This is a genomic window from Vibrio owensii, from assembly GCF_002021755.1.
Classification (GTDB): domain Bacteria; phylum Pseudomonadota; class Gammaproteobacteria; order Enterobacterales; family Vibrionaceae; genus Vibrio; species Vibrio owensii.
The window spans coordinates 270,086-294,438 of the sequence record NZ_CP019960.1; the positions used below are offsets into that span (position 1 = coordinate 270,086).

The 24,353-nt window shown below is 45.2% G+C and carries 21 protein-coding genes; 11 read left to right on the plus strand and 10 right to left on the minus strand.

Annotated features, from left to right (window positions below; translation table 11 throughout):
• Positions 1-85: 85 nt before the first annotated feature.
• Positions 86-2,125, plus strand: coding sequence for a prolyl oligopeptidase family serine peptidase (locus A9237_RS17890; RefSeq protein ID WP_078608883.1), 2,040 nt, complete (start codon positions 86-88; stop codon positions 2,123-2,125).
• Between the two features lie 221 nt (positions 2,126-2,346).
• Here A9237_RS17890 and A9237_RS17895 read toward each other — a convergent pair whose 3' ends face one another.
• The gene (locus tag A9237_RS17895) at positions 2,347-3,978 is read right to left on the minus strand and encodes an ABC transporter ATP-binding protein (RefSeq protein WP_078608885.1); all 1,632 of its coding nucleotides are present in this window, start codon (positions 3,976-3,978) and stop codon (positions 2,347-2,349) included.
• 75 nt (positions 3,979-4,053) lie between these two features.
• Positions 4,054-4,551, minus strand: a complete 498-nt coding sequence (locus A9237_RS17900; RefSeq protein ID WP_005439030.1) for a hypothetical protein — start codon at positions 4,549-4,551, stop codon at positions 4,054-4,056.
• 197 nt (positions 4,552-4,748) lie between these two features.
• Between A9237_RS17900 and A9237_RS17905 the strand changes: the two genes are divergently transcribed.
• The 3 genes from A9237_RS17905 to A9237_RS17915 all read left to right on the plus strand — a co-directional run bounded on the left by A9237_RS17905 (position 4,749) and on the right by A9237_RS17915 (position 10,321).
• Positions 4,749-7,109, plus strand: a complete 2,361-nt coding sequence (locus A9237_RS17905) for a Lon protease family protein (protein ID WP_078608887.1) — start codon at positions 4,749-4,751, stop codon at positions 7,107-7,109.
• 227 nt (positions 7,110-7,336) lie between these two features.
• Complete coding sequence (locus A9237_RS17910; RefSeq protein WP_038895942.1) at positions 7,337-8,965, plus strand: methyl-accepting chemotaxis protein; 1,629 nt, start codon at positions 7,337-7,339, stop codon at positions 8,963-8,965.
• A 408-nt stretch (positions 8,966-9,373) separates the two neighbouring features.
• Entirely contained in the window at positions 9,374-10,321 is a 948-nt protein-coding gene (locus A9237_RS17915) for a porin (protein ID WP_005439023.1), read from the plus strand.
• 162 nt (positions 10,322-10,483) lie between these two features.
• Here the strand turns inward: A9237_RS17915 and A9237_RS17920 are convergent, their stop codons facing one another.
• A complete protein-coding gene (locus tag A9237_RS17920; protein ID WP_418386554.1) occupies positions 10,484-11,221 on the minus strand; it encodes a flagellar brake protein in 738 nt (245 codons plus the stop codon).
• 152 nt (positions 11,222-11,373) lie between these two features.
• Here A9237_RS17920 and A9237_RS17925 point away from each other — a divergent pair, with 152 nt between their 5' ends.
• Together A9237_RS17925 and A9237_RS17930 are read left to right on the plus strand one after the other, a co-directional pair.
• On the plus strand, positions 11,374-11,649 hold the full coding sequence (locus tag A9237_RS17925) for a GNAT family N-acetyltransferase (protein WP_005439019.1): 276 nt from the start codon (positions 11,374-11,376) through the stop codon (positions 11,647-11,649).
• Entirely contained in the window at positions 11,649-12,632 is a 984-nt protein-coding gene (locus A9237_RS17930) for a phosphotransferase (RefSeq protein ID WP_078608891.1), read from the plus strand. Before A9237_RS17925 ends, A9237_RS17930 begins: the two co-directional genes overlap by 1 nt.
• A gap of 61 nt (positions 12,633-12,693) precedes the next feature.
• Here A9237_RS17930 and A9237_RS17935 read toward each other — a convergent pair whose 3' ends face one another.
• Complete coding sequence (locus A9237_RS17935) at positions 12,694-13,194, minus strand: GNAT family N-acetyltransferase (RefSeq protein WP_005439016.1); 501 nt, start codon at positions 13,192-13,194, stop codon at positions 12,694-12,696.
• Between the two features lie 405 nt (positions 13,195-13,599).
• Here A9237_RS17935 and napG point away from each other — a divergent pair, with 405 nt between their 5' ends.
• The 3 genes from napG (at position 13,600) to A9237_RS17950 (ending at position 15,680) form a co-directional block, all read left to right on the plus strand.
• Positions 13,600-14,370, plus strand: a complete 771-nt coding sequence (gene napG / locus A9237_RS17940; protein WP_005439014.1) for a ferredoxin-type protein NapG — start codon at positions 13,600-13,602, stop codon at positions 14,368-14,370.
• On the plus strand, positions 14,370-15,224 hold the full coding sequence (napH, locus tag A9237_RS17945; RefSeq protein WP_078608893.1) for a quinol dehydrogenase ferredoxin subunit NapH: 855 nt from the start codon (positions 14,370-14,372) through the stop codon (positions 15,222-15,224). Before napG ends, napH begins: the two co-directional genes overlap by 1 nt.
• A gap of 204 nt (positions 15,225-15,428) precedes the next feature.
• Positions 15,429-15,680: a hypothetical protein gene (locus tag A9237_RS17950; protein ID WP_054824338.1), complete on the plus strand. Its 252-nt coding sequence runs from the start codon at positions 15,429-15,431 to the stop codon at positions 15,678-15,680.
• Positions 15,681-15,717: 37 nt separating this feature from the next.
• Here the strand turns inward: A9237_RS17950 and A9237_RS17955 are convergent, their stop codons facing one another.
• The 3 genes from A9237_RS17955 to A9237_RS17965 all read right to left on the minus strand — a co-directional run bounded on the left by A9237_RS17955 (position 15,718) and on the right by A9237_RS17965 (position 18,665).
• Positions 15,718-15,963 (minus strand): hypothetical protein, encoded by a 246-nt coding sequence (locus A9237_RS17955; RefSeq protein WP_005439002.1) that lies wholly within the window; start codon positions 15,961-15,963, stop codon positions 15,718-15,720.
• A gap of 833 nt (positions 15,964-16,796) precedes the next feature.
• On the minus strand, positions 16,797-17,543 hold the full coding sequence (locus A9237_RS17960) for a metalloregulator ArsR/SmtB family transcription factor (RefSeq protein WP_038895949.1): 747 nt from the start codon (positions 17,541-17,543) through the stop codon (positions 16,797-16,799).
• A 243-nt stretch (positions 17,544-17,786) separates the two neighbouring features.
• Positions 17,787-18,665: an NAD(P)-dependent oxidoreductase gene (locus tag A9237_RS17965; protein ID WP_005438999.1), complete on the minus strand. Its 879-nt coding sequence runs from the start codon at positions 18,663-18,665 to the stop codon at positions 17,787-17,789.
• A gap of 306 nt (positions 18,666-18,971) precedes the next feature.
• Here A9237_RS17965 and A9237_RS17970 point away from each other — a divergent pair, with 306 nt between their 5' ends.
• Together A9237_RS17970 and A9237_RS17975 are read left to right on the plus strand one after the other, a co-directional pair.
• Entirely contained in the window at positions 18,972-19,439 is a 468-nt protein-coding gene (locus A9237_RS17970) for a NanQ anomerase/TabA/YiaL family protein (RefSeq protein WP_045479727.1), read from the plus strand.
• A gap of 175 nt (positions 19,440-19,614) precedes the next feature.
• Positions 19,615-20,796 (plus strand): MFS transporter, encoded by a 1,182-nt coding sequence (locus tag A9237_RS17975; protein WP_005438997.1) that lies wholly within the window; start codon positions 19,615-19,617, stop codon positions 20,794-20,796.
• 120 nt (positions 20,797-20,916) lie between these two features.
• Here the strand turns inward: A9237_RS17975 and A9237_RS17980 are convergent, their stop codons facing one another.
• From A9237_RS17980 to A9237_RS17990, 3 genes are read right to left on the minus strand one after another with little or no spacing between them, the layout of a single operon-like run.
• Complete coding sequence (locus tag A9237_RS17980) at positions 20,917-21,756, minus strand: energy-coupling factor transporter transmembrane component T family protein (RefSeq protein WP_020197879.1); 840 nt, start codon at positions 21,754-21,756, stop codon at positions 20,917-20,919.
• Complete coding sequence (locus tag A9237_RS17985) at positions 21,753-23,534, minus strand: ABC transporter ATP-binding protein (protein ID WP_078608895.1); 1,782 nt, start codon at positions 23,532-23,534, stop codon at positions 21,753-21,755. The genes A9237_RS17980 and A9237_RS17985 overlap by 4 nt, the downstream gene beginning before the upstream one ends.
• A gap of 6 nt (positions 23,535-23,540) precedes the next feature.
• Positions 23,541-24,089, minus strand: a complete 549-nt coding sequence (locus A9237_RS17990; protein ID WP_005432209.1) for an ECF-type riboflavin transporter substrate-binding protein — start codon at positions 24,087-24,089, stop codon at positions 23,541-23,543.
• Between the last annotated feature and the right edge of the window lie 264 nt (positions 24,090-24,353).

Below are 24,353 nucleotides of genomic sequence, written 5' to 3' on the forward strand. Positions count from 1 at the left end.
TGAACCCTAAGGTAGGTATTGAGAATAAATCTCAACAAAATAATAAAACAAAACACTTAACTTCAAACGGAGTAACACGGACGTTATGCATTACCCAAAAACTCGTAAAGATTCTGTCGTCGACACTTATTTTGGTCACGACATCGCAGACCCATACCGCTGGCTAGAGGACGATCTCAGCCAAGAAACGGCGGAGTGGGTTTCAGGACAAAACTCAGTGACCTTTGATTACCTAGGTCAGATTCCTTTCCGCCAACAAATTCGCGACTTAGTGGCGAGCAGTCAGAATTACGAAAAGTACTCTCAACCTTTTGTTCATGGTGAATACACTTACTTCTACAAAAACGATGGCTTGCAGAACCAGAGCGTTTTATACCGTCGCAAAGGGGATGAAGAAGCGGAAATCTTCTTAGACCCGAATACCTTTTCAGAAGAAGGAACAACATCACTTGGTGAAGTGAAGTTCTCTAAAGACGATTCTCTTGTCGCGTATTCCATTTCTGAGGGCGGCAGCGACTGGCGTAAGATCTTCGTCATTAATGTAGAAACCAAAGAACAGCTTGAGCCTGAAATTGTCGACGCTAAGTTCACCACAATTTCTTGGCTTGGTAACAAGGGCTTTTACTACGCGAGTTATGACAAACCTAAGGGCAGTGAGCTTTCGGCGCGTACTGAGCAGCACAAGCTTTACTACCATGAGTTAGGCACACCACAATCTCAAGACAAAGTCGTCTTTGGTGCGTTGGACGCGCAGAAGCATCGTTATGTAGGGGGAGTGACAACCAAAGATGATCGCTTCCTTATCATTACCGGCGCAGAGTCGACATCGGGTAACAGGCTGTTCTATGTCGATCTAGCTTCAGAAGGGCAAGACGTAATCACGCTTCGAGATACAACCGATGGTGATACACATCTGATTGATAACCAAGATGACACCTTAATCTTCTATACCAACCTAGATGCGCCTAACGGCAAAGTGGTTGGCTATAACACTCAAACTCAACAATGGACAGAAATCATTGCCGAGCAGGAGCAACCACTGGATATCAGCAAAGGTGGTGGTTACTTGTTTGCAACTTACATGGTTGATGTTCTCTCCAAGGTTCAGCAGTTTACTTACCAAGGTGAGTTAGTGCGTGAGGTTACTCTGCCTGATCAAGGCACCGTATATGGCTTACAGGGCAAAGCAGAAGATAAGACGCTTTACTACACCTTTACTAACTACGTGACCCCTCCAACTATCTTCTCTTTTAATGTGGAAAGCGGTGATTCTGCACTCTACCAAGAATCGAAAGCCCCGTTCGACCGTAAAGAATACGAGTCTCAACAAGTGTTCTATACCTCAAAAGACGGGACGAAAGTGCCGATGATCATCTCGTATAAGAAAGGCACCAAACTCGATGGTACAGCACCAACCATGCTTTATGGCTATGGTGGCTTTAACATCAGTTTGACGCCGATGTTCTCGGGAAATGTCGCGAACTGGTTAGAGCTTGGTGGTATTTACGCGGTGGCAAACATGCGTGGCGGCGGCGAATATGGCAAAGCTTGGCACAATGCAGGTACTCAGCAACAAAAGCAAAATGTGTTTGATGACTTTATTGCCGCGGCGGAATACTTGATTGAGCACGACTACACTAGCTCAGAGCGCCTTGCGATTCGTGGTGGCTCAAATGGCGGCTTGTTGGTTGGCGCTTGTATGACTCAGCGTCCAGAACTGTTTAAAGTGGCGATTCCTGCAGTTGGCGTATTAGACATGCTTCGCTACCACACCTTTACCTCTGGTGAGGGCTGGAAGTACGACTACGGCACGTCAGAGCAAACCGAGGCGATGTTCCAATATCTACTTGGTTATTCACCAGTGCATAACGTGAAAGAGGGTGTCTCGTACCCGGCTACACTTGTTACGACTGCAGACCACGACGACCGTGTTGTCCCTGCGCACTCATATAAGTTCATTGCAGAGCTGCAAGAGAAGCATCAAGGAGACAATCCGGTGCTGATTCGTATCGATGTGAATGCTGGCCATGGCGCGGGGATGCCGCTGAGCAAACAAATCGACCTGACTACCGACGTTTACGCGTTTGCATTACATAACATGGGCATCGAAACGCTCGATATTTAATGCCAAGCGTAGGCTCAACATAATAAAAAATGCCGCGACATCCATCGCGGCATTTTTCATGGTTGGGGGAACTCAATGTGTTAGTTAGGGTGACTAAGCCTAACTTTGAACCAACCAGTCTCGGCGGCCAAACCGAATGGCAGCTATACCATTTTTCGTAGTTATGGCGAAAAATTCACCATACTTTAATCCTAGTTTAAGAATATGAAACTGTGATGAATCTAGGCTGCATCATCTTGATTTTCATTGTTTTCAAGGTCAAATGAGGCATCAATCAGTTTTCTTGTGTAATCGCTTTTCGGATTATGGAAGATTTCTTCTGCCGTTCCTTGCTCCATGACTTCACCCTTTTGCATCACCAGAACACGGTCCGACAACGCTTTGACTACGGAGAGATCGTGACTGATAAACAAGAAGCCGATGTTGTGTTTCTTCTGCAGATCTTTCAGAAGATCAATGACGGTCAGCTGAACAGAGCGGTCGAGAGCAGAGGTTGGCTCATCAAGCAAAATGAAAGAAGGCTCAAGAATTAACGCACGCGCAATAGCGATACGTTGACGCTGACCACCAGAAAACTCGTGCGGGTAACGGTTAATAGATGCAGGGTCTAAGCGCACCTCTCGCAGAACATCACGTGCTTTTTGCATTCGTTCTGCTTTGCTCATTTGAGGTTGATGCACTGTGAGACCTTCAGTGATGATGTCACCGACCGTCATACGAGGAGAAAGCGAGCCGTAAGGGTCTTGGAACACCATCTGCACATCTTTCTTTAACTCAAAACGTTGTTTGGCAGAGAGTAGGGAAAGGTCTTGTCCTTTGAATTGAATCTTGCCACTTGATGGCAGCAAACCAATCAAAGCTCGTCCTAGTGTTGATTTACCGGAACCTGATTCACCAACAATACCAAGCGTTTCGCCTTGCTTTAACTCTAGTGAAATGCCTTTAACTGCCTCAAAATACTCGTTCTTGCTGGCGATGAAGTGCGGCTTAACAAGAAACTTAACGCGGATATCATCGGCTTTAAGAAGTTCAGCGGCGTTTTCTTCAATCGGGTCTTTGCTGCCTTTAGGAATCGAGTTAATCAGCATCTTGGTGCAGTCATGCTGCGGTTCGGAGAAGAGTGCGTCTGTAATGCCTTCTTCGACCACTTCACCTTTACACATCACCAATACTCGGTCAGCAAAGTGTTTCACTACGCCTAAGTCATGAGTGATGAACAAAATCGCCATGCCCATCTTGGCTTGGATCTCTTTGATCAGATAAAGCACCTCTGCCTGAACGGTAACGTCAAGCGCCGTGGTTGGCTCATCAGCAATCAGAATGTCTGGCTCGTTGATCAAAGCCATGGCAATCATGATGCGTTGCAACTGACCACCGGAGAATTCGTGCGGATACTTTGTGTAAGCTTGTTGAGGATTTGGTAGGTGCACCAAGTCAAACAGCTCAAGCACCTTATCTTTGGCTTGTTTCTTACTCACCGGGCGATGACACATAATGGCTTCCGCCACTTGAATACCAACGCGCATGTATGGGTTAAGAGAAGTCATTGGCTCTTGGAAAATCATACCAATGCGATCGCCACGGATGCTTTGCATTTGGCGTTCGGTTTTCTCTAGGATTGATTCGCCTTCAAAGACGATAGAGGAGTCGGCGTGCAAAATGGCATTATCTGGCAGCAACCTCATCAACGCATTGGTTGAGACAGATTTACCAGAGCCAGATTCGCCTACGATAGACAGCGTTTCACCGGCTTTAAGATCAAAGCTAACCTTCTTTACTGCATCGACGATACCATCGTTTGTCGTAAAGCTGACAGACAGGTTGTTCACCGAAAGAATGGTTTGTGTGGACATCACGTTTCCTTGTGTATCGAGTTGTTATTACTGTTATTTGTTGTGCCTTACCGTGGCAGCTTCTGATGAAGAGGGCTAATTGTAGAGTTGAGACGCGCCCGCTTCTGCAGAACTCATGGCTTGTAGATACAAGAACTGTTCATGAGCTCGGGTGACGTGATCGAGCTCTATCATCCATTGAGCGTTACGTTGGGCAGAGCAAAATGCTGCCATGTGCGCCAATAAATCTTCACTCTGTTTGCTCAGCATTTGGCTAACGCGGCCAATTAAATCGTGGCTTTCGAGCTGTAAGAACTGGAACAGAGCGTAAGACTGGTTAAGCGCCGCGAACGCTTCTTGCTGCATACCGAGTTTGTTGAGAATTTCTGACTGCGCAACGCTCGCATCACGCAACCCACTGATTAAACACACAAACTGACACGGCTTGGTTTGTTCGTTTTCAAGTGCGGAGTGAATATGGTTTGGCAGGTGGCTAAGCACGTCTTCGTACAAGCGATGAGCTTCTGGCCAATGGCCTTGTTCCATCAGCTGCTCTGCTTTCAAATAGCGCATCCAGCATTGCTCAATATTCATCTTCATCTCCACAAAATTCGATTTGAACAGATATTAAATGAAATTAATTATCAATTGCAAGTGCGACTTTTTATCATTTTAAAAGGCGTACAGCTGTTCGTAAAATGTCCAAACGAACCGGGGTGGAAGATAAATCACTTAAATTTAAACAAATAATCTCTACACTGAGGTAACGACAATAAGAAAAGGAGGCGAGTATGGCAGTACAAAGATTGGAACCTAAACAGCTGTATTCTGTAGCTGATCTAGAGAATATGCCATGTAAGTCGACCAAGGAATTACCTCCGATTGACGAAATTGTAGGGCAAGAGCGCGCACAGAAAGCGGTCGAGTTCGCCATGTCAATCAAGGAGAAAGGGTACAACATCTACGCCATTGGTCAGAACGGCCTAGGCAAGCGCACCATGATTTTGCGCTATTTAAACCGCCATCAACATGATGCTGCGGCACTGTTTGATTGGTGTTATGTCGCGAACTTTGAAGACACGCGTATACCAAAAGTCCTAAAACTCCCTTGCGGAATTGGCAGCAAGCTAAAAGTAGACATCGAAAAGCTGATGGGTAAATTGCTCAATGCTTTACCTCTCGCGTTCGACAATGAGATGTACTACAGCCGAGCTGATCGCTTAAAAAACCAACTTGCGAATAAACAGCAACACGAGTTGGACAGCATCAGTAAGGAAGCAAAAGAGAAAGGCATCAGCCTAACGATCACGGCGCAAGGTGATTATCAGTTTGTTGCGATGGACGGTGAAGAGCTGCATACCGAAGAGTCTTTCGAAGCGCTCAGCAAGAAAGAGCAAGAATACTTTGGCAGCAGTATCGACGAGCTAGAAGTCAGTTTGCGTAATATGGTTCGCGAGCTCACTGAGTGGGAAGACTCATTTAGCGAGAAGATCAAAAAGCTTAATGATGACGTAACGCTGGACGTGATTACCCACTTCATCAAGCAATTGAAAGTGGATTACGCTGAGTATTCGGAAATCAAAACCTACCTAACTGATCTGCAAAAAGATATTGTCGAAAACGCTGACATCTTCCTAGAGCAGAGTGGTGAACAAGGTGAGATTGCTACCGCTTCCTTAGATAAGAAGCTTCCACGTCGTTACAAAGTCAACGTACTGGTTAGTCGTAAAGATTGCGAGTTCCCAATCGTGGTGGAAGAGAATCCGAACTACCACTCGCTATTTGGTTCAATTGAAACGGCGACGTTCAAAGGCACAGTGTTTACTGATTTCTCTTTGATTCGAGCGGGTAGCTTGCATAAAGCGAACGGCGGTGTGTTGTTGATGGATGCACAAAAGGTGCTTGAGCAACCTTATGTGTGGGATGGATTGAAGCGTGCATTACGTTCTCGTCAGCTGAGTTTTACCTCTTTAGAAAAAGAAGTGACATTGACTGGCGCGGTTTCTCTTGATCCTGAACCGATTCCATTAGACATCAAAATCATTTTGTTTGGTGATTACCGCACTTACCAACTGCTACAACACTACGATCCAGAGTTTGGAGAACTGTTCCGTGTGACGGCGGATTTCGAAGACGAAATGAAGCGTACACCGGATTCAGAACTGCAATACGCACGTTTTATCTCTAGTGTGGTGAACGACAACAACATGCTGCACTGCGATAAGAAAGCCATCGCGCGCATCATCGAGTACAGTTCGCGTTTGTCTGGAGACCAAACCAAGCTTTCGTTGCATTCTGCCAACATCGCTAACCTATTGCGTGAGTCTAACTACGTGGCTCGTCAGGCGAATTCCAACATGATCCGTATCGGACACGTGGAAGAGGCACTGAGCAATCAAGAAATGCGAGTCAGCCGTTTGCAAGATAGCGTGATGGAAACCTTCGTTAACGGCACGACCTTGATTCGTACAGAAGGCTCTGCAGTTGGTCAGGTTAACGCACTGTCGGTATTGAGCACCAGTGACCACATGTTTGGCGCGCCGAACCGCATTACGGCAACCACGTGTTACGGTGATGGTGAAGTGATTGATATCGAAAGAAGTGTTGATCTTGGCGGTAGCATTCACTCGAAAGGTGTGATGATTCTGTCTGCTTACTTGTCGTCTGTGTTTGGCAAGACAGCACGCGTGCCACTCACAACCACGATTACCTTTGAGCAATCGTACGGTGGTGTAGATGGTGACAGTGCAAGTATGGCTGAGTTCTGTGCAGTTGTTTCTGCGTTCTCGAAACAGCCGAACCGTCAGGACATTGCGATTACCGGTTCGATGAACCAATTCGGTGAAGCGCAGCCTATTGGGGGTGTAAACGAGAAGATCGAAGGCTTCTACGATGTGTGTGAAATCAAAGGTCGTCATGCTGGACAAGGGGTAATTATTCCGCGTTCAAACGTACATAACCTGATGCTTCGCCCAGACATTGTCAAAGCGGTAGATAAGGGGGATTTCCACATCTGGGCTATCGACCACGTAACCGAAGCGGTAGAGCTGTTTACTGGCAAAGATGCTGGTGAAGCGACCGACGAGGGAACTTACCCTATCGACACCATCTTTGGCTTGGCACAAGCTAAGCTAAATGCGCTGAGAAAATAAGCACTTATTGACATAAAAGTTGATAGAAAAGCGTATAAATTTTCATAACTTGTCACAATGACAATATCCCGACGCAGTTGTCGGGATATTGTCGCTAAAGCCATGAAATTGATGGCTTTTTGCTCTGGACAAAAGTGTGATCTATCTCTAGTATTTGCCCCCTTGTCTATTCGTCTGGGAATAATCCCATCGCAAGGAAGCCAACACTCAAATACCTGAGGTTACTCATGCAGCTATCACTGAAAAACTTGTCAGTACGAACGCAAGTTTTGGTTCCAGTTCTATTCACCGCGATCACTCTGTTCATCACATTGTGGATCACTCAAAACAACCTAGAAGCAGAGCAAGAATTGGTTGCTTCTAACTCCGACTCTCTTGTGTTCTACAAAGACACATTGGCTAAAATCGACGACCAAGTTTACCCATTGCGCATTAGCGCGGTTTACGCGATTTACGATGCGTCTCGTCGTGATGCTTTCCTTGCTGACCTAAAAGCGGGTGCAAAAGCAATTGATGCTGATCTCGATCTTGTCGATGCTCGCGGTACGTTCAGCAAAGAAGCGCAGAAAGTACGCCAAAGTATTGATGCTTACATTGATTACTCAACACGTGCGGTAGAATTCTTTAACCGTCACGACCGTGGCTTAGTATCTGATAGCGAATACACAAACTTTATCTCAGGTTACCGCCGTGTTGGTAACGAAATGGTGGCAACCATCAACGCGCTATCACAGCGTGTGAATGAGATTGCGACGGAAGCAACCGCAGCAAGCGCACGTGAACATACTCGCGTACAAAACAATGCCATGATGTCAGTCATTGCGGTATTTGCATTCTCTTTGCTAGGTGCTTGGTTCCTATCTGGCATGATTGTTACGCCAATCCAAAAACTTCAAGAAGTGATGCGCAAGCTAGCAGGTGGTGACCTGTCGGTACGTGCAGACATTGATGGCGACAACGAAATTTCACAGCTAAGCAAAGACGTAAACCAAACAGCGAAACAGCTTCACGATACGGTTGATCAACTGATGCGCATCAGTGAAGAGGTGGCTTCTGCTTCAACAGAACTTGCAGCGGTAATGACACAAGCTGAAGCGAATGCACAACAAGAATTGGCTGAAATCGAGCAAGTGGCATCGGCGGTTAACGAGCTTGCGAGCACAGCAAACAACGTAAGCGACAACGCGACATCAGCAGACGCAACAGCACGTGAAGCAGACGGTCTAGCACAATCTGGCCTAGCTATCTTCCAAGAGAGTGCACAAGCAAGCGAGCAAATGTCTCAAGCGCTTAACGATGCGGCGCAAGTGGTTCTTCGTCTGAAAGAACAATCGGTTCAAATCAACGACGTTATTGAAGTGATTCGTGGCGTATCTGAGCAAACTAACCTTCTAGCACTGAACGCAGCGATTGAAGCAGCACGTGCTGGTGAATCTGGTCGTGGTTTTGCTGTTGTAGCAGATGAAGTTCGTATGCTAGCGGCACGCACTCAAGACTCAACGCAAGAAATCTCTTCTATCATTGAAGAGCTTCAAGCGCAGTCTGGTCTTGCAAACGACAGCATGCAGGTGAGCCTAGAGATGCTTAACCGCAACAACGAGCTAACTCAGCAAGCGAACGATGCGTTGATTGGTATTACCGAGTCGGTAGCGAACATCAACGATTCAAACACGCAAGTGGCGACGGCAGCGGAAGAGCAGTCTCAAGTAACACAAGACATCAACCGTAACGTGGTAAACATGTCTGAACTTGTAAACCAAAACGTAGCGGGCATCAGCCAAAGCGCGAGCGCAAGTACAGAGCTTTCTCATCTTGCTGAAAAACAAAAAGAGCAGTTGAGTTTCTTCAAGCTTTAGTCAAAAGCAGCAAGCGACAAACATCGACTGATTGAAAAGAATCCCTGAGCTTCGGCTTGGGGATTTTTTTATCAAAAATCGAGTAATGATTTAATTAACAGTAATTAAAACAGTCAGTTACTAAAAATAAAAGGTGATTAATGTCACATTTATAAATGTTGGATCTCACTTTTTAGCGTCAAAAGTTTTTTGACGCGCACGCTTTTATTCACCGAACCGATAACTTGAGGGTTTGGAGGTATTCATATCGTCATCTCCAGTGGTGTTTTGTTCAATTGAGGCTGTGTATTCAACTTGTTGCGTTAAAAATAGCAGCTGCTACGATGCCGCCCGTTTTCTCGTTGGTACAGAAAAGTCCTGTTTTCTGGTGAGAAAATGATGACAAAACAAAGATATGGAAAACTATAAATGAAATTGAAAACTTTAGCTGTAGCAGTGGCGCTAATGGCATCTGGATCTCAAGTTGTCGCTTCAGAATTGTACAACCAAGACGGTACATCACTAGAAATGGGCGGCCGCGCTGAAGCTCGTCTATCTATGATCGACGGCAAAGCAGAAGACCGTTCACGTATCCGTCTTAACTTCCTAGGCAAACAGGAAATCAGCGATAGCCTATACGGTGTTGGTTTTTGGGAAGGTGAGTTCGAAACATTCGAAAACGGCGCAGTTGATAACAACAGCGATCTAGAGACTCGTTACGCGTACGCAGGTCTTGGCGGTAAATACGGTGAAATCACTTACGGTAAAAACGACGGTGCACTGGGCGTTATCACTGACTTCACTGATATCATGGCTTACCACGGCAACACTGCAGCACTAAAACTGCCAGTTGCTGACCGCACAGACAACATGGTTTCTTACTCAGGCCAGTTCGAGCAACTAGCGCTTCGTGCAAGCTACCGTTTTGCTGATCGCACAACAGATGCAAACGGCTTTGACGACAACGAGCAAGATGGCTTCTCTCTATCTGGTATTTACGCATTCGCTGACACTGGCCTTGAGCTAGGTGCTGGCTTTGCTAACCAAGATGACGTTGACCAATACATGCTAGCGGCTTCTTACACTGTAGGTAACTTCTACGTTGCTGGTAACTACACAGGTATCGAGCAAGATTCTGACGATTACAAAGGTTACGAACTAGCAGCTGCATACACTATGGGTCAAACAGTGTTCACTTCTACTTACAACAAAGGTGACGTAGAAGACACAGATACTGTAGAAAACCTAGCTGTTGACGTAACTTACTACTTCAAGCCTAACTTCCGTGGCTACGCGTCATACAACTTCGACCTAATGGACAACGAAGGTTCTGACGAGCAAGACGAACTAGCACTAGGTCTACGTTACGACTTCTAAGTCAAATTGTTTTCTAAGATCCCGCCTTTTTCTTAGTAAAACAAAACCCCTTACCGTGTGGTAAGGGGTTTTCTTCATTTAAGGGGCATTTGAACGCCTTAGGGTTATTTGAACTAATTAGGCACTTGAACGCAGTGCTTCATACGTTGGATATGGGTTGGTTTATCCTTTCAGCGTTAGCTTGGTGCCATCAAATTTGAGGTGACTTAAAAGGTTTTTGGCATTTGCTTTCCCGAAATCATCAAACTCGACCCCGTATCGTGCGTAGTGTGTCGATTTCTGTAAGTTACAGATTCGCCCTTTTAGTGGCGCTAACATGCGTCCGTTACCCGGCATTGTTATGTCGAGAGTGACAAGATCACCGACTTGGAGCGTTCTACTCATCGGTGAGGTAACAAATCGACAGCCACTCTTAGAAAGATCTCGTATTTCACATTCTGCTCGGTATTGCTCGAACTGAAGGCGGCTGCGCAGATTCACTTCGTATCGCATTTCTTTTCGTAGTTGATAAACCTGCATGGTGTTAGGCAGACTCAGTACCAATAATGGATATGGGTCGCCCAAACGGTGTTGAAGCTGGGCGCGAAAAGGGATCACGGCGCCTTCACCACGATGGGAATAGGCTTTTACGTTAATCCAGAAGCCTTCCTGAAAGTAAAACTTCAAATCCTCGTCGGAGATATTTGGGAGTTCAATCAGCGCGGTATTGTTGGAATGACAGCCCATAAATGTGCTAGTGGTGATGAACTTGGTGCCTACCGGCGTGGTGACGTTAAGTGTCACTTCACTTCCATGTTCCACCATTGCCATTGCATCGGTGCTGTTTAATGTGCTTGCCTGACGTTCTGGTGCTTTTTTATTTGTAAGAGACGAACGATTGTCCCTTGCACTCGTCATCATATTTCTCATTATTATTGTCGTACCTAATGTGAGAAGACGGTTTTGCGCTATGTTATGGTAGTACTAAATGACTAGACTATTGCGTGGATATCATTCTATGCAGTCACATAGCTGGTTTCAATAAAGCACGAGTGAAAAGTGGGGCACGGATAATGCAGAAAGTGACACAAGACACAACAAGCCAAATTTTTTGGGTCGATTTAGAGCAAGACCACAAAGCAAAAGTGGTTTATAAGCTTGATGGACAAGAGATGCACATAACATCCACGCTGATACCTGAGGAAGTGCGCGGTAAAGGCTATGGCAAAGTGATGATGGAAGCCGTCTTGCCAGAGATTGAAGCACAAGGCTATCGCGTTGTACCCGTTTGCCCTTACGTGATTAAATACATGGCAACACACCCTGAATGGGCGCATTTACTCGCATAATGGAGCCAATGAACAATCCGCTTTATCAAAACATCGGTGACGAGCTCAAGCTAGGTTCGCTTGAACGCATCGATGTGATTCAATCTCTATGGGGTGGTTATGGTGAGTTAGTTCGGCTGACTTTTCCGTGCCGCTCGATCATTGTTAAACACGTTCAACTTCCTAAACCATCGGAACATCCGCGTGGTTGGAACACCGATCGCTCCCATCAACGTAAGCTGCATTCTTATCAGGTTGAAGTCAGTTGGTATCAGCACTTCAGTCAACAGGCCGACGAACGTTGCCGAATCCCGCAAGGGCTCAAGTGTTTTCAGAACGAAAATGAATGGCTGATTGTGATGGAAGACCTCGCTCAAGCCGGTTATCCAAACGTGATTAAAGAGGCGAGTAAAGCACACTTGAAAGCCTGCTTGGTTTGGTTGGCAAACTTCCACGCGCGCTATATTGGTGTTACTGACGACACTTTATGGCCAACAGGTACCTATTGGCATTTGGACACAAGACCTGATGAATTGGCCGCACTTCAAGATGACAGGCTCAACCAACATGCGGAGATGATTGACTGCACTTTGCGTCAGGCACGCTTTCAAACACTGGTTCATGGTGATGCCAAGCTGGCCAATTTTTGCTTTGATGATGAAGGCTCAGCTGTTGCTGCAGTAGATTTTCAGTATGTAGGTCATGGCTGCGCGATGAAAGACGTGGCGCTGTTCATGAGCAGTGCTGTTGAACCGAATCAGTGTGCAGAGATGGAATCTTGGGTGCTGAATACCTACTTTGACGCCCTAGATAGTGCACTTAAACATTATCAACCTGAGCTTGATGCTTCTTTGGTTGAGCAAGAATGGCGACTATTGTTCGCTGTTGCTTGGGCGGATTTTCAGCGCTTTGTGAAAGGTTGGAGTCCGGGTCATTGGAAGATTAACCCCTATACCGAATCGTTAACGAAACGAGCGTTAGACTATTTGGACTTAAAGCAGTAAATAAAAACTCCCGCTGGATTTCACAGTGAAAAAGCGGGAGTTTTATCATGGAGGATAACTGTTAGTTTTTCGGTTTTCGAATGCGAGCCATGCTATAGGTGTTGATAAACTCACCGTCTCGGAAGGAGGCATCAACAAACTCACCTTCAATCTCAAAGCCGTGCTTCTTGTACAAGCCTATTGCAGCGTCGTTATCGGCATTCACTTCGATATGGATACGTCTTACATTTAACCAGTTATCGGCCAGTTCTGTCACCGTACTAATCAACGCACTTCCAACGCCTAAGCCGTGAAACTTGTCATGAACACCAATGCCAAACGAGGCGGTGTGCGAAGTTCTCGGGCGCTGTGAATGATGAAATCCAATGTTTCCCACTACCTTGCCATCGATTTCTGCAACATAGCTATACACACCAGCTGGCATGTTCGATAGTCGCTCAACCCACATCTTGAGAGATGGCTTAGGGAGTTGCAGGGTTTCACGTTGTGCTTTTGGTTGCGAATAAATTTCGACTAGCGCAGCGGCGTCTTCAACAGTGGTTGGACGAACGATAATTTCCATGCTTCTCTCCTGTGGTTTGTTGGAATTAACTTCAATCTAACCAGAGAAAGTTACTTTGAATAGCCTTTTTTTGCTTTTACCCTTCAAATGGCTTTTAAATTAGTATGTTACGAACCTCCAACTTTCACTTTTTATAGTGAATTATCATTGAAAATACCAATGAGAGTGATTTTCCGTTGAATTTTTGTACTAAGAAAGTTCACCTTTATGGAGAATAATGGTGAAGTTGTATTGACTAAAATAAACTCATTTTTATCAAAGTGTGAAGTTGGTATCTGCAACGAGTTGATTTTAATCAAGACAGGTTGGAGTTACCTCTTATGGGGTATGGGGAGCACGCCTTTTTAGCGCTATTTATGCTTAACTTATTTAAGAGCAATTAGAGCGTGTTTGGGGAAAATAATAATGAAATCCTCTCAGTCAAAAGTCTCGCAAAGTCGACGTCGATTCTTGCGTGACACTGCCCGTACCGCCGCTGGTGTGGGTGCGGCAGCGTGTGTTCTTGGATTGCAGTCTTTGCAGAGCCAAGCACGCGAAACTAAAGGTGTGCCTATTCGTCCGCCTGGCGCTTTGCCAGAAGGTGATTTTGAGTCTGCCTGTATTCGTTGTGGGTTGTGTGTTCAGGCGTGCCCTTATGACACTTTGAAGCTTGCGAGTCTGCTATCTCCAGTTGCCACAGGTTCACCGTACTTTACTGCGCGCGATATTCCTTGCGAAATGTGTGAAGACATTCCTTGTGTCGTGGCTTGTCCTAGCGGTGCGCTGGATCATGACCTCACCGATATAGATGATGCGAGAATGGGAACGGCTGTGCTGATCGACCACGAAACCTGCCTCAACTGGCAAGGTTTACGTTGTGATGTTTGTTACCGCGTGTGCCCGCTGATCGACGAAGCGATCACATTGGAAAATATTCGTAATGACAGAACGGGCTATCACGCGAAACTGATCCCGACCGTCAATTCTGATGTATGTACGGGCTGTGGTAAATGCGAACAAGCTTGCGTGCTTGATGTGGCAGCGATCAAAGTGGTGCCGACCGATCTCGCCAAAGGTAAGGTTGGTAGTCACTACAACTTTGGCTGGCAAGAAATCGACAAGCCGCTTGAAAATGTCTTACCAGCAGATAATCCAGTACCAAGTGGTGCGCTTGAGTCGCTCAAAGGAGGTCAATAATGGCCAAGAACTTAGCGCAAGATGCTGGCAAAGAAGCCATCGAAAAACTGGGCTGGTGGCGTGCGCATCGTTTTCTCATTCTACGTCGATTATGCCAACTGACCATCATTGTTCTGTTTATGGCAGGGCCAACATGGGGCATTCTGCAAGGCAATTTATCTTCCAGTATGCTGCTTAATACGGTGCCATTAAGCGATCCTTTGATTGTATTACAGTCTCTCGCCACAGGTCATATTCCAGAGTTTAACGCTTTCCTGGGCGTAGCGATTGTGTTGGTGTTTTACGCGACTCTTGCTCCGCGCGCTTTTTGTGCTTGGGTATGCCCACTCAATATCGTGACGGATTTTGCTGCGTGGCTGCGCAGAAAACTCAATCTCAAAGCGAGTTATCGTTGGTCGCCAAACATTCGCTATTGGTTAATTCCCGCATTGATGCTTGGCAGCGCGATTTCGGGCTCAGTGCTTTGGACTTGGCTGGACCCTGTTGCGGCGCTGCATCGTGGTTTGGTATTTGGCATGGGCGCTGGCTGGGTTTTGATCTTATTGGTGTTTGTGCTGGATTTATTGCTAGTTGAGCACGGCTGGTGTGGTCATTTGTGTCCACTGGGAGCAACGTACAGTGTGATTGGTAGCAAGAGTTTAATGCGAGTCACTGCCGTGCGCCGAGAACACTGTACTAAGTGCATGGATTGTTTTTATGTTTGCCCCGAGCCGGAGATTTTGCGTCAACCGTTAAAAGAAGGCGACCGTCGCGTGATGGATCAAACCTGCATGAGTTGCGGGCGTTGTTTAGATGTTTGTCCTGAAAAGGTGTTTGAGTTCCAGAATCGACTGAATGTGAAGAACATTGAATAACAAAACAAAGAGTAAGAGAACAAAGAGCGAGTTTAGCTGGTAGGCAGTCTAGTTTTGCTTAATTTTTCGATGCCATCAAAATATTATTGAGCTTAATTAAGATTCATCACTGTTATAGAAATAGCGTATTCCTTTTTATTAACCACCCTTGTATCTGGGTGGTTTTTTTTGACTGTTATGACGTGAATGAAAGACTCTATTGTTATGAAAAGCCTCTTAGTTCCTTTTGTTTTACTTAGCGCTGGCTGTGTTAACCAAGCTCAACCCACTGGACGTGAAGTTGACATCATCGTTGTTGCTCCTATGGAGTCTCAAGTCAGAGTTACTTATCAAGAGCACAATCTATTGAATACCGTTTACCTTAGTGGCGAAGCATGCCGCTTTGATATTGGGCCTACGACGATTAAAGGCGAGGGGGCTTCGGTTGAGCTAAAACCAAATGGCCAGTGTCGATAAACACTGGCCATTTTAGGAAGGAATGGAAGGTGGGCGCTTAGTCCGACTTTTCGTCTTTGATAAGGCCTTTTCTTTCTAGTCGCTTCTTAGGGTTAACGCGATGGTCGACGCCTAGCGCTTCTTTCGTAGTATCCGCGATCGTCTCATCAAGCGTACAACGGTTACCTACAACCTTCGTTACACCGTTAGCCAGCTTCTTAGGGCTACATTTCGGGTCGATAGGGCCAGCGTTTGCGACCACAGGAAGCAGTGACAATAACATCACTGAAAATGCGTATTTCATCTCATGAATCCTAATCTCTCAATTCGGTGCTTAATTTAGCATCGGTACTAAAAAGGATTTAGGCATTCCCAAGATTGTTCATCATCCAGATGACTATAGACGTTTAGTTCGGTATAGAAAGTTGAAAGCCCTCTCTCTTCCGTGAGAAAAGGGCTTTCGATGAGGCTTCACCTCATTATCACTAGGCGTGCGGTCTGCTTGTTTAATGGAGCAAGTAGTCCATGCTGACTAGCTGTCGCCAAAGTATCGAACTGCTGACCACAACCCACAAAACGGTCTTCGCGATTTTAGCGTTTCGCATGGGTATTCCCGATTATCAAAGATGAAATATTGATTGAGCCAGTTGTTTGGCTGATGTTCAGATGATATCTCAATGAATACTGGCCGAAGTTATCACCTTTAAAACATATCGGTCTGGAATGCCTACACACTGCATCTTTTGAAAAAAAGCCCACCTATGGAGTGGTAGGTGGGCAAGGCTTATGTGGAGTCACAAACTGCTACCAGCTGGAGTCGGGACCGTAGTAGCAAGATACTTACAATATCGTTTGCCTGTGTGTTCAAAAAGGCATCTTAAATAAAGCGATTTTGGTCGATGCCCAACAGAGAAATGGTTATTTTGCTCATCTAAAACCAAGAGGTATGGGTTATACCCAAAAGCGGAAAGATTGCGCTTTATTATTTAAATATATCAATGGTTTATATTTTTTTTGAGCTTGGGTAATTACCAAGCAATAGAATTGACGAAACGATGACAAGGTGACACTGCTTCAAATAAAAATATTCAGCAGTGTCTTTGAATTAAATGTAGCGGTGTGGTGGGAGTGAAGCTCTTATTGCTCGTTCTGTTGCGCGGCTTTTAAGCGCGATTTCTCAACGTTAATGATGCCAGGGTTACCAACGCGAACCGTTTGCAGTAAATGCTTGATCCACATCGGCAAAGATGGCGATAAGCGGTAATGAATCCAAAGCCCTTGGCGTGTGTCTTTTAAGAATGTGGTATCGCGCAATAATGCTAAGTGGCGAGAGACTTTAGGCTGGCTTTCATTTAACGCGTTTTTAAGATCCGTGACCGTCAAGTCTTGTTCGTCCTCCAAAAGCATTAATATTTTCAAGCGTAGCGGATCGCTCATCAGTTTAAAGAAGCTGCTCGGGTCAACATGCGTGTTGTTCTCTTCGCTGTTGAGGAGCAAAAATAGGCTAATGCGTTCAATCAGTTCTTTGGCGGTATTTTTAAATGGCTTAACGCCTTCCAGTGGTTTGGGATCAACAAGATTCCAATGCAGCTGATCGACATCTTGCTCGAAAATAACACATTCATCTTTTGCGTTGTCACATAAGGTGATGACAAAGTCGTAGTGCTTGCTTTCAACTTCCGCATAATCTTTAGAGCGAAGCCCTTCACTCGTGATGTTTTGCCCATCTAAAACTTCAAACACTCTTGGGTCGACTTCACTTGGGTGAACGCCTGCGCTGTCAGCATGAAAACGGTCTCCTGCCATGTGGTTAAAGATCGCTTCGGCAAGTTGCGAGCGAGCGGAGTTACCAGTGCAAAGAAATAGGACTTGTTTTTTCATCATATCAAACTAAAAAATGCGGAGGCGTATGCCACTGTGACCATTGATAGAAGACAGTATAACGCTGCATGGGGTGAACAAGAAGCACTCGAACGTGCATCAGGTTCTATATTAACCGTTTAGACGTGCTAGATATGAAGAATCGTGATGAAAAAGTGGAGAATAGAAAAGTGCGGAAGAGAAAGTTATAGCGGGAAGAGTAAAGTAGCCTTACTGCGACGTTTGCGCAGTAAGGCTCAATCCGAATTACTTCTCTAGCTTAGTGAAGTAGTCGAAGATTACTGGTACGTCAGATTGACCTAGACCAGCGTTTAGCGCTGATTGTAGGTTTGCAGAAGTACCTTCAGCGATAAGAGACTCAGTACCTAGGTCTTTTACCATCTCTAGGAAGTAACCAAGGTCTTTGTTTGCGTTTGCAATAGAGAAACCTAGGTTTGGATTACCATCTACAGCGTAGTTCTTACAGAACTGCATAAATGGTGAGTTTGATGGGCCTGCAGACATGATGTCGAACAGTTGTTGGCCATCAACACCAGCAAGTTTTGCAACTGCAAACGCTTGAGACATGGTTGCTACTGTTGTCATACCCATGAAGTTGTTTACAAGTTTCGTCACGTGACCAGAACCTAGTGCGCCTAGGTGGAATACATTCTCGCCTTGCTCATCAAGTACTGGCTTCACTTTGTTGAATGTATCCATGTCACCAGCAGCCATGATGTTTAGTAGGCCTTCTTTCGCGTGAGCAGGAGTACGGCCAAGAGGGGCGTCAATCATGCCTGCGCCTTTTGCCGCTAGATCTGCGCCAATCTTACGAGTAGAAGCTGGGATAGAAGTACCGAAGTCGATCAGCACTGCACCTTCTTTGATGCCTGCTAGGATACCGTCTTCTGCGTAAACCAGTTTTTCTACAACTTCTGAAGTGGTTAGACAAAGCATCACGATGTCACTTGCTGCAGCCAGTTCTTTTGCAGAGCTTGCTTCTTTCGCACCACGAGCAACACACGCTGCAACCGCTTCTTTGTTCAGGTCCATTACGTTTAGTTCGTAACCACGGTTTTGTAGGTTCTCAACCATGTTGCCGCCCATTAGACCTAGTCCAATGAAACCAATCACAGGTTTTGTCATATCTAACTCCTAAAATATACTATTGTATGATTATATGGTCATTATAATATTCGCCCGTCTGGAATTTGCAATGAAAAAATTCCCCAAATGTGTTGTCGGATCTCAGTTTCTTCTAGTGAATTAAATTTTATGTTTTTGTTTTTAATTTATATCAATGGCTTATGTTCAGTTTTGACGCCTAAAAAGGTTAAAAAGCTAGAGGCATGAATTCACGGTTTTGTGATCTGGCGAGCATACAAGTCTTCGTAAGTAGAATAAGTTCATTTGTATTACAAATATATCTTGTTTTATTTACTTGAGGCATTTATGTACACCGGACATTTAGCACACTTAACGTTCCTTTCTTATTTATCTCCTAAGCTGCAAAGCGTCATCGAGATAGCAAAAGATAAGCTCAGCACACCGATTGAAAATGGTAAGTATGAGTTATTTGGAGAATCGGCTTTTATGATGGTGGTTGAAGATCAAACCCAGCCACTTGAAAACCGACGTTCTGAGATCCACCGTAACTATCTAGATGTACAAATCCTGCTCGAAGGTGAAGAGGTATTTGGCTACAGTTTGAATCCTTTCACAGCGATAGAAGAAGACCTGCTAGCAGACAAAGACGTGGCCTTCAGTGAACAGTTGGTTGATGAGAAGTTCATAAAAGTGGGAGCCGGAGAGTTCATTATTTTCTATCCGGGGCAACCACATCGCCCATTGGTTGCAACAGAATCAGGACCGGCATCCGTTCGTAAGGCAATCATCAAAGTACATAAAGATTTTTTGTAAAATAAACTTTAAAAAATAAAGACATAGCCGCTTTTTAAACGCAAGTTTAGAGGCGGTTTTTTATTCTAACTTTCGGAAATTTAAGTGAAAAACACAAAGTAAATAAATAATAATGATATTGCGAATTTGTTACATTTGGCGGTATGATGGCGGCTTCATATCCTAAGGACTCATCATGAATACGCCACAAAAAAGTTGGAGAACGCCACAAAACTTTCTTCTGCTGATTTCCATTATTGTTCCTATTGCCTTCTCCACTTGGATGGCGCTGCTGAACAACTTCGTTATCGAAAAAGCCAACTTTGATGGAGCTGACATCGGTTTACTGCAAAGTGTGCGTGAGATTCCCGGTTTTCTTGCTTTCACTGTTGTCTTTGTTTTGCTGTTTATCCGTGAGCAACGTTTTATGTTGGTCTCGCTCGCCATGCTGACACTGGGCACGGCAATCACAGGTTACTTCCCATCTTTGTTTGGACTTCTTTTTACTACCTTGTTGATGTCGACTGGCTTCCACTATTTCGAAACATTAAAGCAATCTTTGTCTTTACAATGGCTTTCTAAAGAAGAAGCGCCAGAGATGTTGGGTAAGTTCATCTCGGTTGGGGCATTGGCGTCTTTAATTACGTATGGTGCGATTTGGGTTCTGCTAGAACAGCTGAAGCTGGATTTTAAAACGGTCTATTTATTAGCGGGTGGTACGGGTTTTATCCTGATTATGGTGATGGCGTTTGCGTTCCCTGAATTCAAAACGGAAGTACCACAAAACAAAAAGTTGGTGCTGCGTAAGCGCTATTGGCTTTACTATGCATTGACCTTTATGAGCGGTGCTCGCCGTCAAATCTTCACGGTCTTTGCTGGTTTCTTGATGGTGGAGAAGTTTGGCTATTCGGCTGCGGACATTACACTGCTTTTCTTAATCAACTATTTGTTCAACTTCCTATTTGCTAAACGTATTGGTCGTTTTATCGGAGCAGTTGGTGAACGCAAAGCATTGATGTTTGAATATGTGGGACTGATTTTTGTCTTCGTCGGATATGGTTTAGTGCAAACTGCGGAGTGGGCGGCAGCATTGTACGTGATTGACCATTTGTTCTTTGCGTTGGCTCTCGCAATCAAAACTTACTTCCAGAAGATAGCTGATCCGGCAGATATGGCATCAACCGCTGGTGTGGCGTTTACCATCAACCACATTGCCGCTGTCGTGATTCCGGTAACCTTTGGTGTGATTTGGTTGGTTTCGCCTTCAAGCGTGTTTTACATTGGTGCCGCTATGGCCGCAGTGAGCTTGTTACTGTCCTTAAATATCCCAGCTAAACCGGGAGAGGGTAACGAAACACGTGTGTTGAGATGGAACTAAGTTAGTGCTTACTAATCAATGACTTAACGCGAAAATTGGTTATAAAAATGGGATGCAGAGGCATCCCATTTTTGTATTCGGTTTTCAACGTGATACTGGTTTGTTGTGAGAGTGGTTCGTTTAGAACGGATACCAAAACAGTTGAGTGTCTATGACGCGTTTGCTAATCGCTGCGGCAACAATCACGACGATGCCTGCCATACACACCATATCGGCCTTGGTAAGCGGCTTTAGGCTGTACCAAGTACGAGAAGAATGACGACCAAAACCACGCAATGTCATCGCGTTAGAGATTTGGTCAGCGCGATCTAGGCTAGAGAAAATCAAAGGGCCTAAGATCTTAGAAACGTTCTTCATCCGGGTAAACAACGGCGCTTTCTTACTCAGTTCAACACCACGAGCTTGTTGAGCGTGCATGATGTTGACGAAGTCTTTCTTCACTTCTGGCAAGTAACGCAAGGTCAAACTTACTGCATAGGCGATTTTGTAAGGCACACCCATGCGGTTCAAACTTGCTGCAAACTCAGTAGGATGCGTAGTAAACACAAACACCAAAGCAATTGGGAACATGCTGAAGTATTTCAGTGTCACGGTTACTAAATAGAATAAGGTCTCTTGGGTGAGTGAGTAATTACCCGGTAACGATAACAATACCGTTGTTGAGCCCATGTATTCACTGCCTTGCTGCGGCGCTAATGCGAACATAAACAGCGCATTAATCAACAAAACACTGCCTGTACCGATCAGTAAAGGTTTGTACACATGGAAAGGTACCTTGGTCATTTTTAACAAACCAAGACCTACAACGATCAGTAGAGCAATGATGCGCAAATCAAAGGTCGTAAGTACCACCGTTACCCATGCAATGAACATCAAAAACTTGGTGATGCCATTGAGTTTGTGCAGTGGCGATTGGGTATCGATGTAGTTGATACCAAACTTCATCTTGTTGTCTTTCATGCCACTACTTTCTCAATGTTTTTAGCATCATTATTTTGTGAATCTTGAGCTTCTGAAGTTTGTACATCGGCGTTGTTTTCACGCTCTCGACGCGCTTTTTCAACGTCAATAAAGTGCTGCATAAAGTCGTTCGTATTCTCAATGCCTAACTCAGTAGCCAGTTCATACAAGCTAGTTGTCGCCAAGTTCGCTTGGTCTAACAGTGCTGGGGAACTAAACACCTCAGTCATTGGCGCGTCAGCAATCAACTTGCTGTCGGCAATCACGATGGAACGAGTGGTGTACTCCAAGACCAAGTGCATGTCGTGAGAGATGATCATCACCGTAATGCCAAGTTCACGATTAAGCTTCTCGATAAAGCTCAGCATTGATGTGTAGTTACGATAATCCTGACCAGCAGTAGGCTCGTCCAGAATCAAAAGCTCAGGCTCTAGGGCAAGAATCGATGCAATCGTCACACGCTTCTTCTGACCGTAGCTTAATGCTTCAATTGGCCAGTGGCGGTACTTGCTCAAACCACACAGCTCAAGGACTTCCAATACCTTCGCTTCGACTTGTTTCTCTTCAACACCACGGTTACGCAGACCGAAAGCCACTTCGTCGAAAATCATGTGATGCGAAATCATATGATTTGGGTTTTGCATTACCACGCCAACCTTTTGGCTGCGCTCGAAAATGGTTAGCTCGTTTAAGTCTTGGCCGTTCAAGATCATCGAACCTTGGTCTGGTTCAATCACGCCCATCACAAGTTTAGTGATGGTGGATTTGCCGGAACCGTTTTTACCCAAAACCGAAACGAATTCGCCGCGTTTTACATCGAAGCTAACGTCTTCAAGTGCGTTTTTCTCACCATCGTATGAATAGGTAAGGTTACGAACAGCCAGAAGAGTCTCGGCTTGCTTTTCAACGTGGGTCGCTTTTGAGGCTTCAAACCATGCGCTGACGGCGGTTTGGTATTGCGCCAATGGCAGTGTGCTTAAGCTCGATGGCTTTGCATTGCCTTCAATCGCGCAGCCCGCTTCTTTCAACGCGGAAAGGTAAAGTGGCTCACGAATACCGTATTCCTCAAGAAGAGGGGATGCCAATATCTCATCCGGTGTGGTATCTGCGATTATTTCACCGCTTTCCATTAGAATGATGCGGTCAACAGAGCGGTGCAGTACATCCTCAAGACGGTGCTCGATAATGATGATGGTTTTGCCCGTTTCACGGTGCAGATCATCGATAATCTCGATGGTCTTCTTACCCGTCTTTGGATCAAGGGCTGCAAGTGGTTCGTCAAACAACAAGATGTCGACGTCATCGACTAAAATACCCGCCAAAGAAACGCGCTGTTTCTGACCGCCTGATAAATCGTGAGGAGAGCGATCTAACATCTGTTCCAAGTCGACCATTTTGGCCGTCGCTTTGACCAATGGGTACATGTCGATGTTAGACATCAATTGGTTTTCCAACGCGAATGCGATGTCTTCACCAATGCTCAACCCAACAAATTGGCTGTCCGTATCTTGTAGTACGGTACCAACTTGTTCGGTGAATTGGTGCATGTCAAAAGGGGCGGTGTCTTGACCGTTGATGGTCAGTTGGCCACTGGTTTCCCCTTTGATAGCGTGTGGGATCAGTCCGTTAAGACATTGGCCAAGGGTAGATTTACCACTACCACTTGGACCGATAATGACGATTTTCTCTCCTTTCTCTATCCTTAGATTGATATTTTTTAGCGTCGGTTTGTCCAGCGACTCATATCTAAAAGAGAAGTTAGAAAATTCGATTGTCATTCGACATTAAGCCTCTGTTAAGTTGCGGCTTTGCTTGTTACGTTTTGCGACAGACTTAAGAATGAAGAAGCCAACAATAGCAATAAGAATGGTGTTACCCAGTGCGATGATCGACAGCTGTGTAAATACCTTAGTGAACGGTTCTGCATACAAGATGGTGTCTAGGAAGGCTGAGCAGCCGTAACCAAATACGTTACCCAATAGAGCAAGCACCACGAACAACGCGAAGTCTTTCATATTGAAGTCACCTTTCTCTAAGCGGTTGCGTGTTAGAGAAGGGAAAAGACCGATAATTAAACCGACAATGCCTGAACCAAGTACCCAAGTTAGCCATACGCCCCAGCCTGCAAATAGGTCAGTAACCCAGTGGCCAATGAAGCCAACCAAGAAGCCTACAAGAGGGCCGAATAACACTGAGAACAATGCCAATACCGCCATTGCTGGTTTCAGCGTCGTGTTTGCAAACACAGGAATGCCAAACATTGGCAAACCGCCGATGCCGTATAGCGCAGCACCGATTGCAATAACCACTACGGTTTTAGCAGAAAGATTCATAGATAACCTCAGTTCAATTGTCGATTTTAAAGAACGTTCACTTGCTTTGTTTTATAGCGCTGATTGTGTAACAAAGTTAGGAAACAACCAAGCTGCTTATTGTTTGCTCTGTTTTTCTTCAAGAAATGTGTGATTGGATTCACGCATCCCATTGACTGGCTTAGTTTTTCAGCAAGCATCAAAAATAAGGCGCGCATTATACAGAATATTGATAAAAGTGGGAATGCTATCTGTCTGGATGGCTAGAATGAAAACAGGGGCTGA

Excerpts from the sequence above, each read along its gene's own strand:
- A9237_RS17890 (WP_078608883.1), top strand. The coding sequence starts at position 86 with ATGCATTACCCAAAAACTCGTAAAGATTCTGTCGTCGACACTTATTTT.
- A9237_RS17895 (WP_078608885.1), bottom strand. The coding sequence starts at position 3,978 with ATGTCCACACAAACCATTCTTTCGGTGAACAACCTGTCTGTCAGCTTT.
- A9237_RS17900 (WP_005439030.1), bottom strand. The coding sequence starts at position 4,551 with ATGAATATTGAGCAATGCTGGATGCGCTATTTGAAAGCAGAGCAGCTG.
- A9237_RS17905 (WP_078608887.1), top strand. The coding sequence starts at position 4,749 with ATGGCAGTACAAAGATTGGAACCTAAACAGCTGTATTCTGTAGCTGAT.
- A9237_RS17910 (WP_038895942.1), top strand. The coding sequence starts at position 7,337 with ATGCAGCTATCACTGAAAAACTTGTCAGTACGAACGCAAGTTTTGGTT.
- A9237_RS17915 (WP_005439023.1), top strand. The coding sequence starts at position 9,374 with ATGAAATTGAAAACTTTAGCTGTAGCAGTGGCGCTAATGGCATCTGGA.
- A9237_RS17920 (WP_418386554.1), bottom strand. The coding sequence starts at position 11,221 with ATGATGACGAGTGCAAGGGACAATCGTTCGTCTCTTACAAATAAAAAA.
- A9237_RS17925 (WP_005439019.1), top strand. The coding sequence starts at position 11,374 with ATGCAGAAAGTGACACAAGACACAACAAGCCAAATTTTTTGGGTCGAT.
- A9237_RS17930 (WP_078608891.1), top strand. The coding sequence starts at position 11,649 with ATGGAGCCAATGAACAATCCGCTTTATCAAAACATCGGTGACGAGCTC.
- A9237_RS17935 (WP_005439016.1), bottom strand. The coding sequence starts at position 13,194 with ATGGAAATTATCGTTCGTCCAACCACTGTTGAAGACGCCGCTGCGCTA.
- napG (WP_005439014.1), top strand. The coding sequence starts at position 13,600 with ATGAAATCCTCTCAGTCAAAAGTCTCGCAAAGTCGACGTCGATTCTTG.
- napH (WP_078608893.1), top strand. The coding sequence starts at position 14,370 with ATGGCCAAGAACTTAGCGCAAGATGCTGGCAAAGAAGCCATCGAAAAA.
- A9237_RS17950 (WP_054824338.1), top strand. The coding sequence starts at position 15,429 with ATGAAAAGCCTCTTAGTTCCTTTTGTTTTACTTAGCGCTGGCTGTGTT.
- A9237_RS17955 (WP_005439002.1), bottom strand. The coding sequence starts at position 15,963 with ATGAAATACGCATTTTCAGTGATGTTATTGTCACTGCTTCCTGTGGTC.
- A9237_RS17960 (WP_038895949.1), bottom strand. The coding sequence starts at position 17,543 with ATGATGAAAAAACAAGTCCTATTTCTTTGCACTGGTAACTCCGCTCGC.
- A9237_RS17965 (WP_005438999.1), bottom strand. The coding sequence starts at position 18,665 with ATGACAAAACCTGTGATTGGTTTCATTGGACTAGGTCTAATGGGCGGC.
- A9237_RS17970 (WP_045479727.1), top strand. The coding sequence starts at position 18,972 with ATGTACACCGGACATTTAGCACACTTAACGTTCCTTTCTTATTTATCT.
- A9237_RS17975 (WP_005438997.1), top strand. The coding sequence starts at position 19,615 with ATGAATACGCCACAAAAAAGTTGGAGAACGCCACAAAACTTTCTTCTG.
- A9237_RS17980 (WP_020197879.1), bottom strand. The coding sequence starts at position 21,756 with ATGAAAGACAACAAGATGAAGTTTGGTATCAACTACATCGATACCCAA.
- A9237_RS17985 (WP_078608895.1), bottom strand. The coding sequence starts at position 23,534 with ATGACAATCGAATTTTCTAACTTCTCTTTTAGATATGAGTCGCTGGAC.
- A9237_RS17990 (WP_005432209.1), bottom strand. The coding sequence starts at position 24,089 with ATGAATCTTTCTGCTAAAACCGTAGTGGTTATTGCAATCGGTGCTGCG.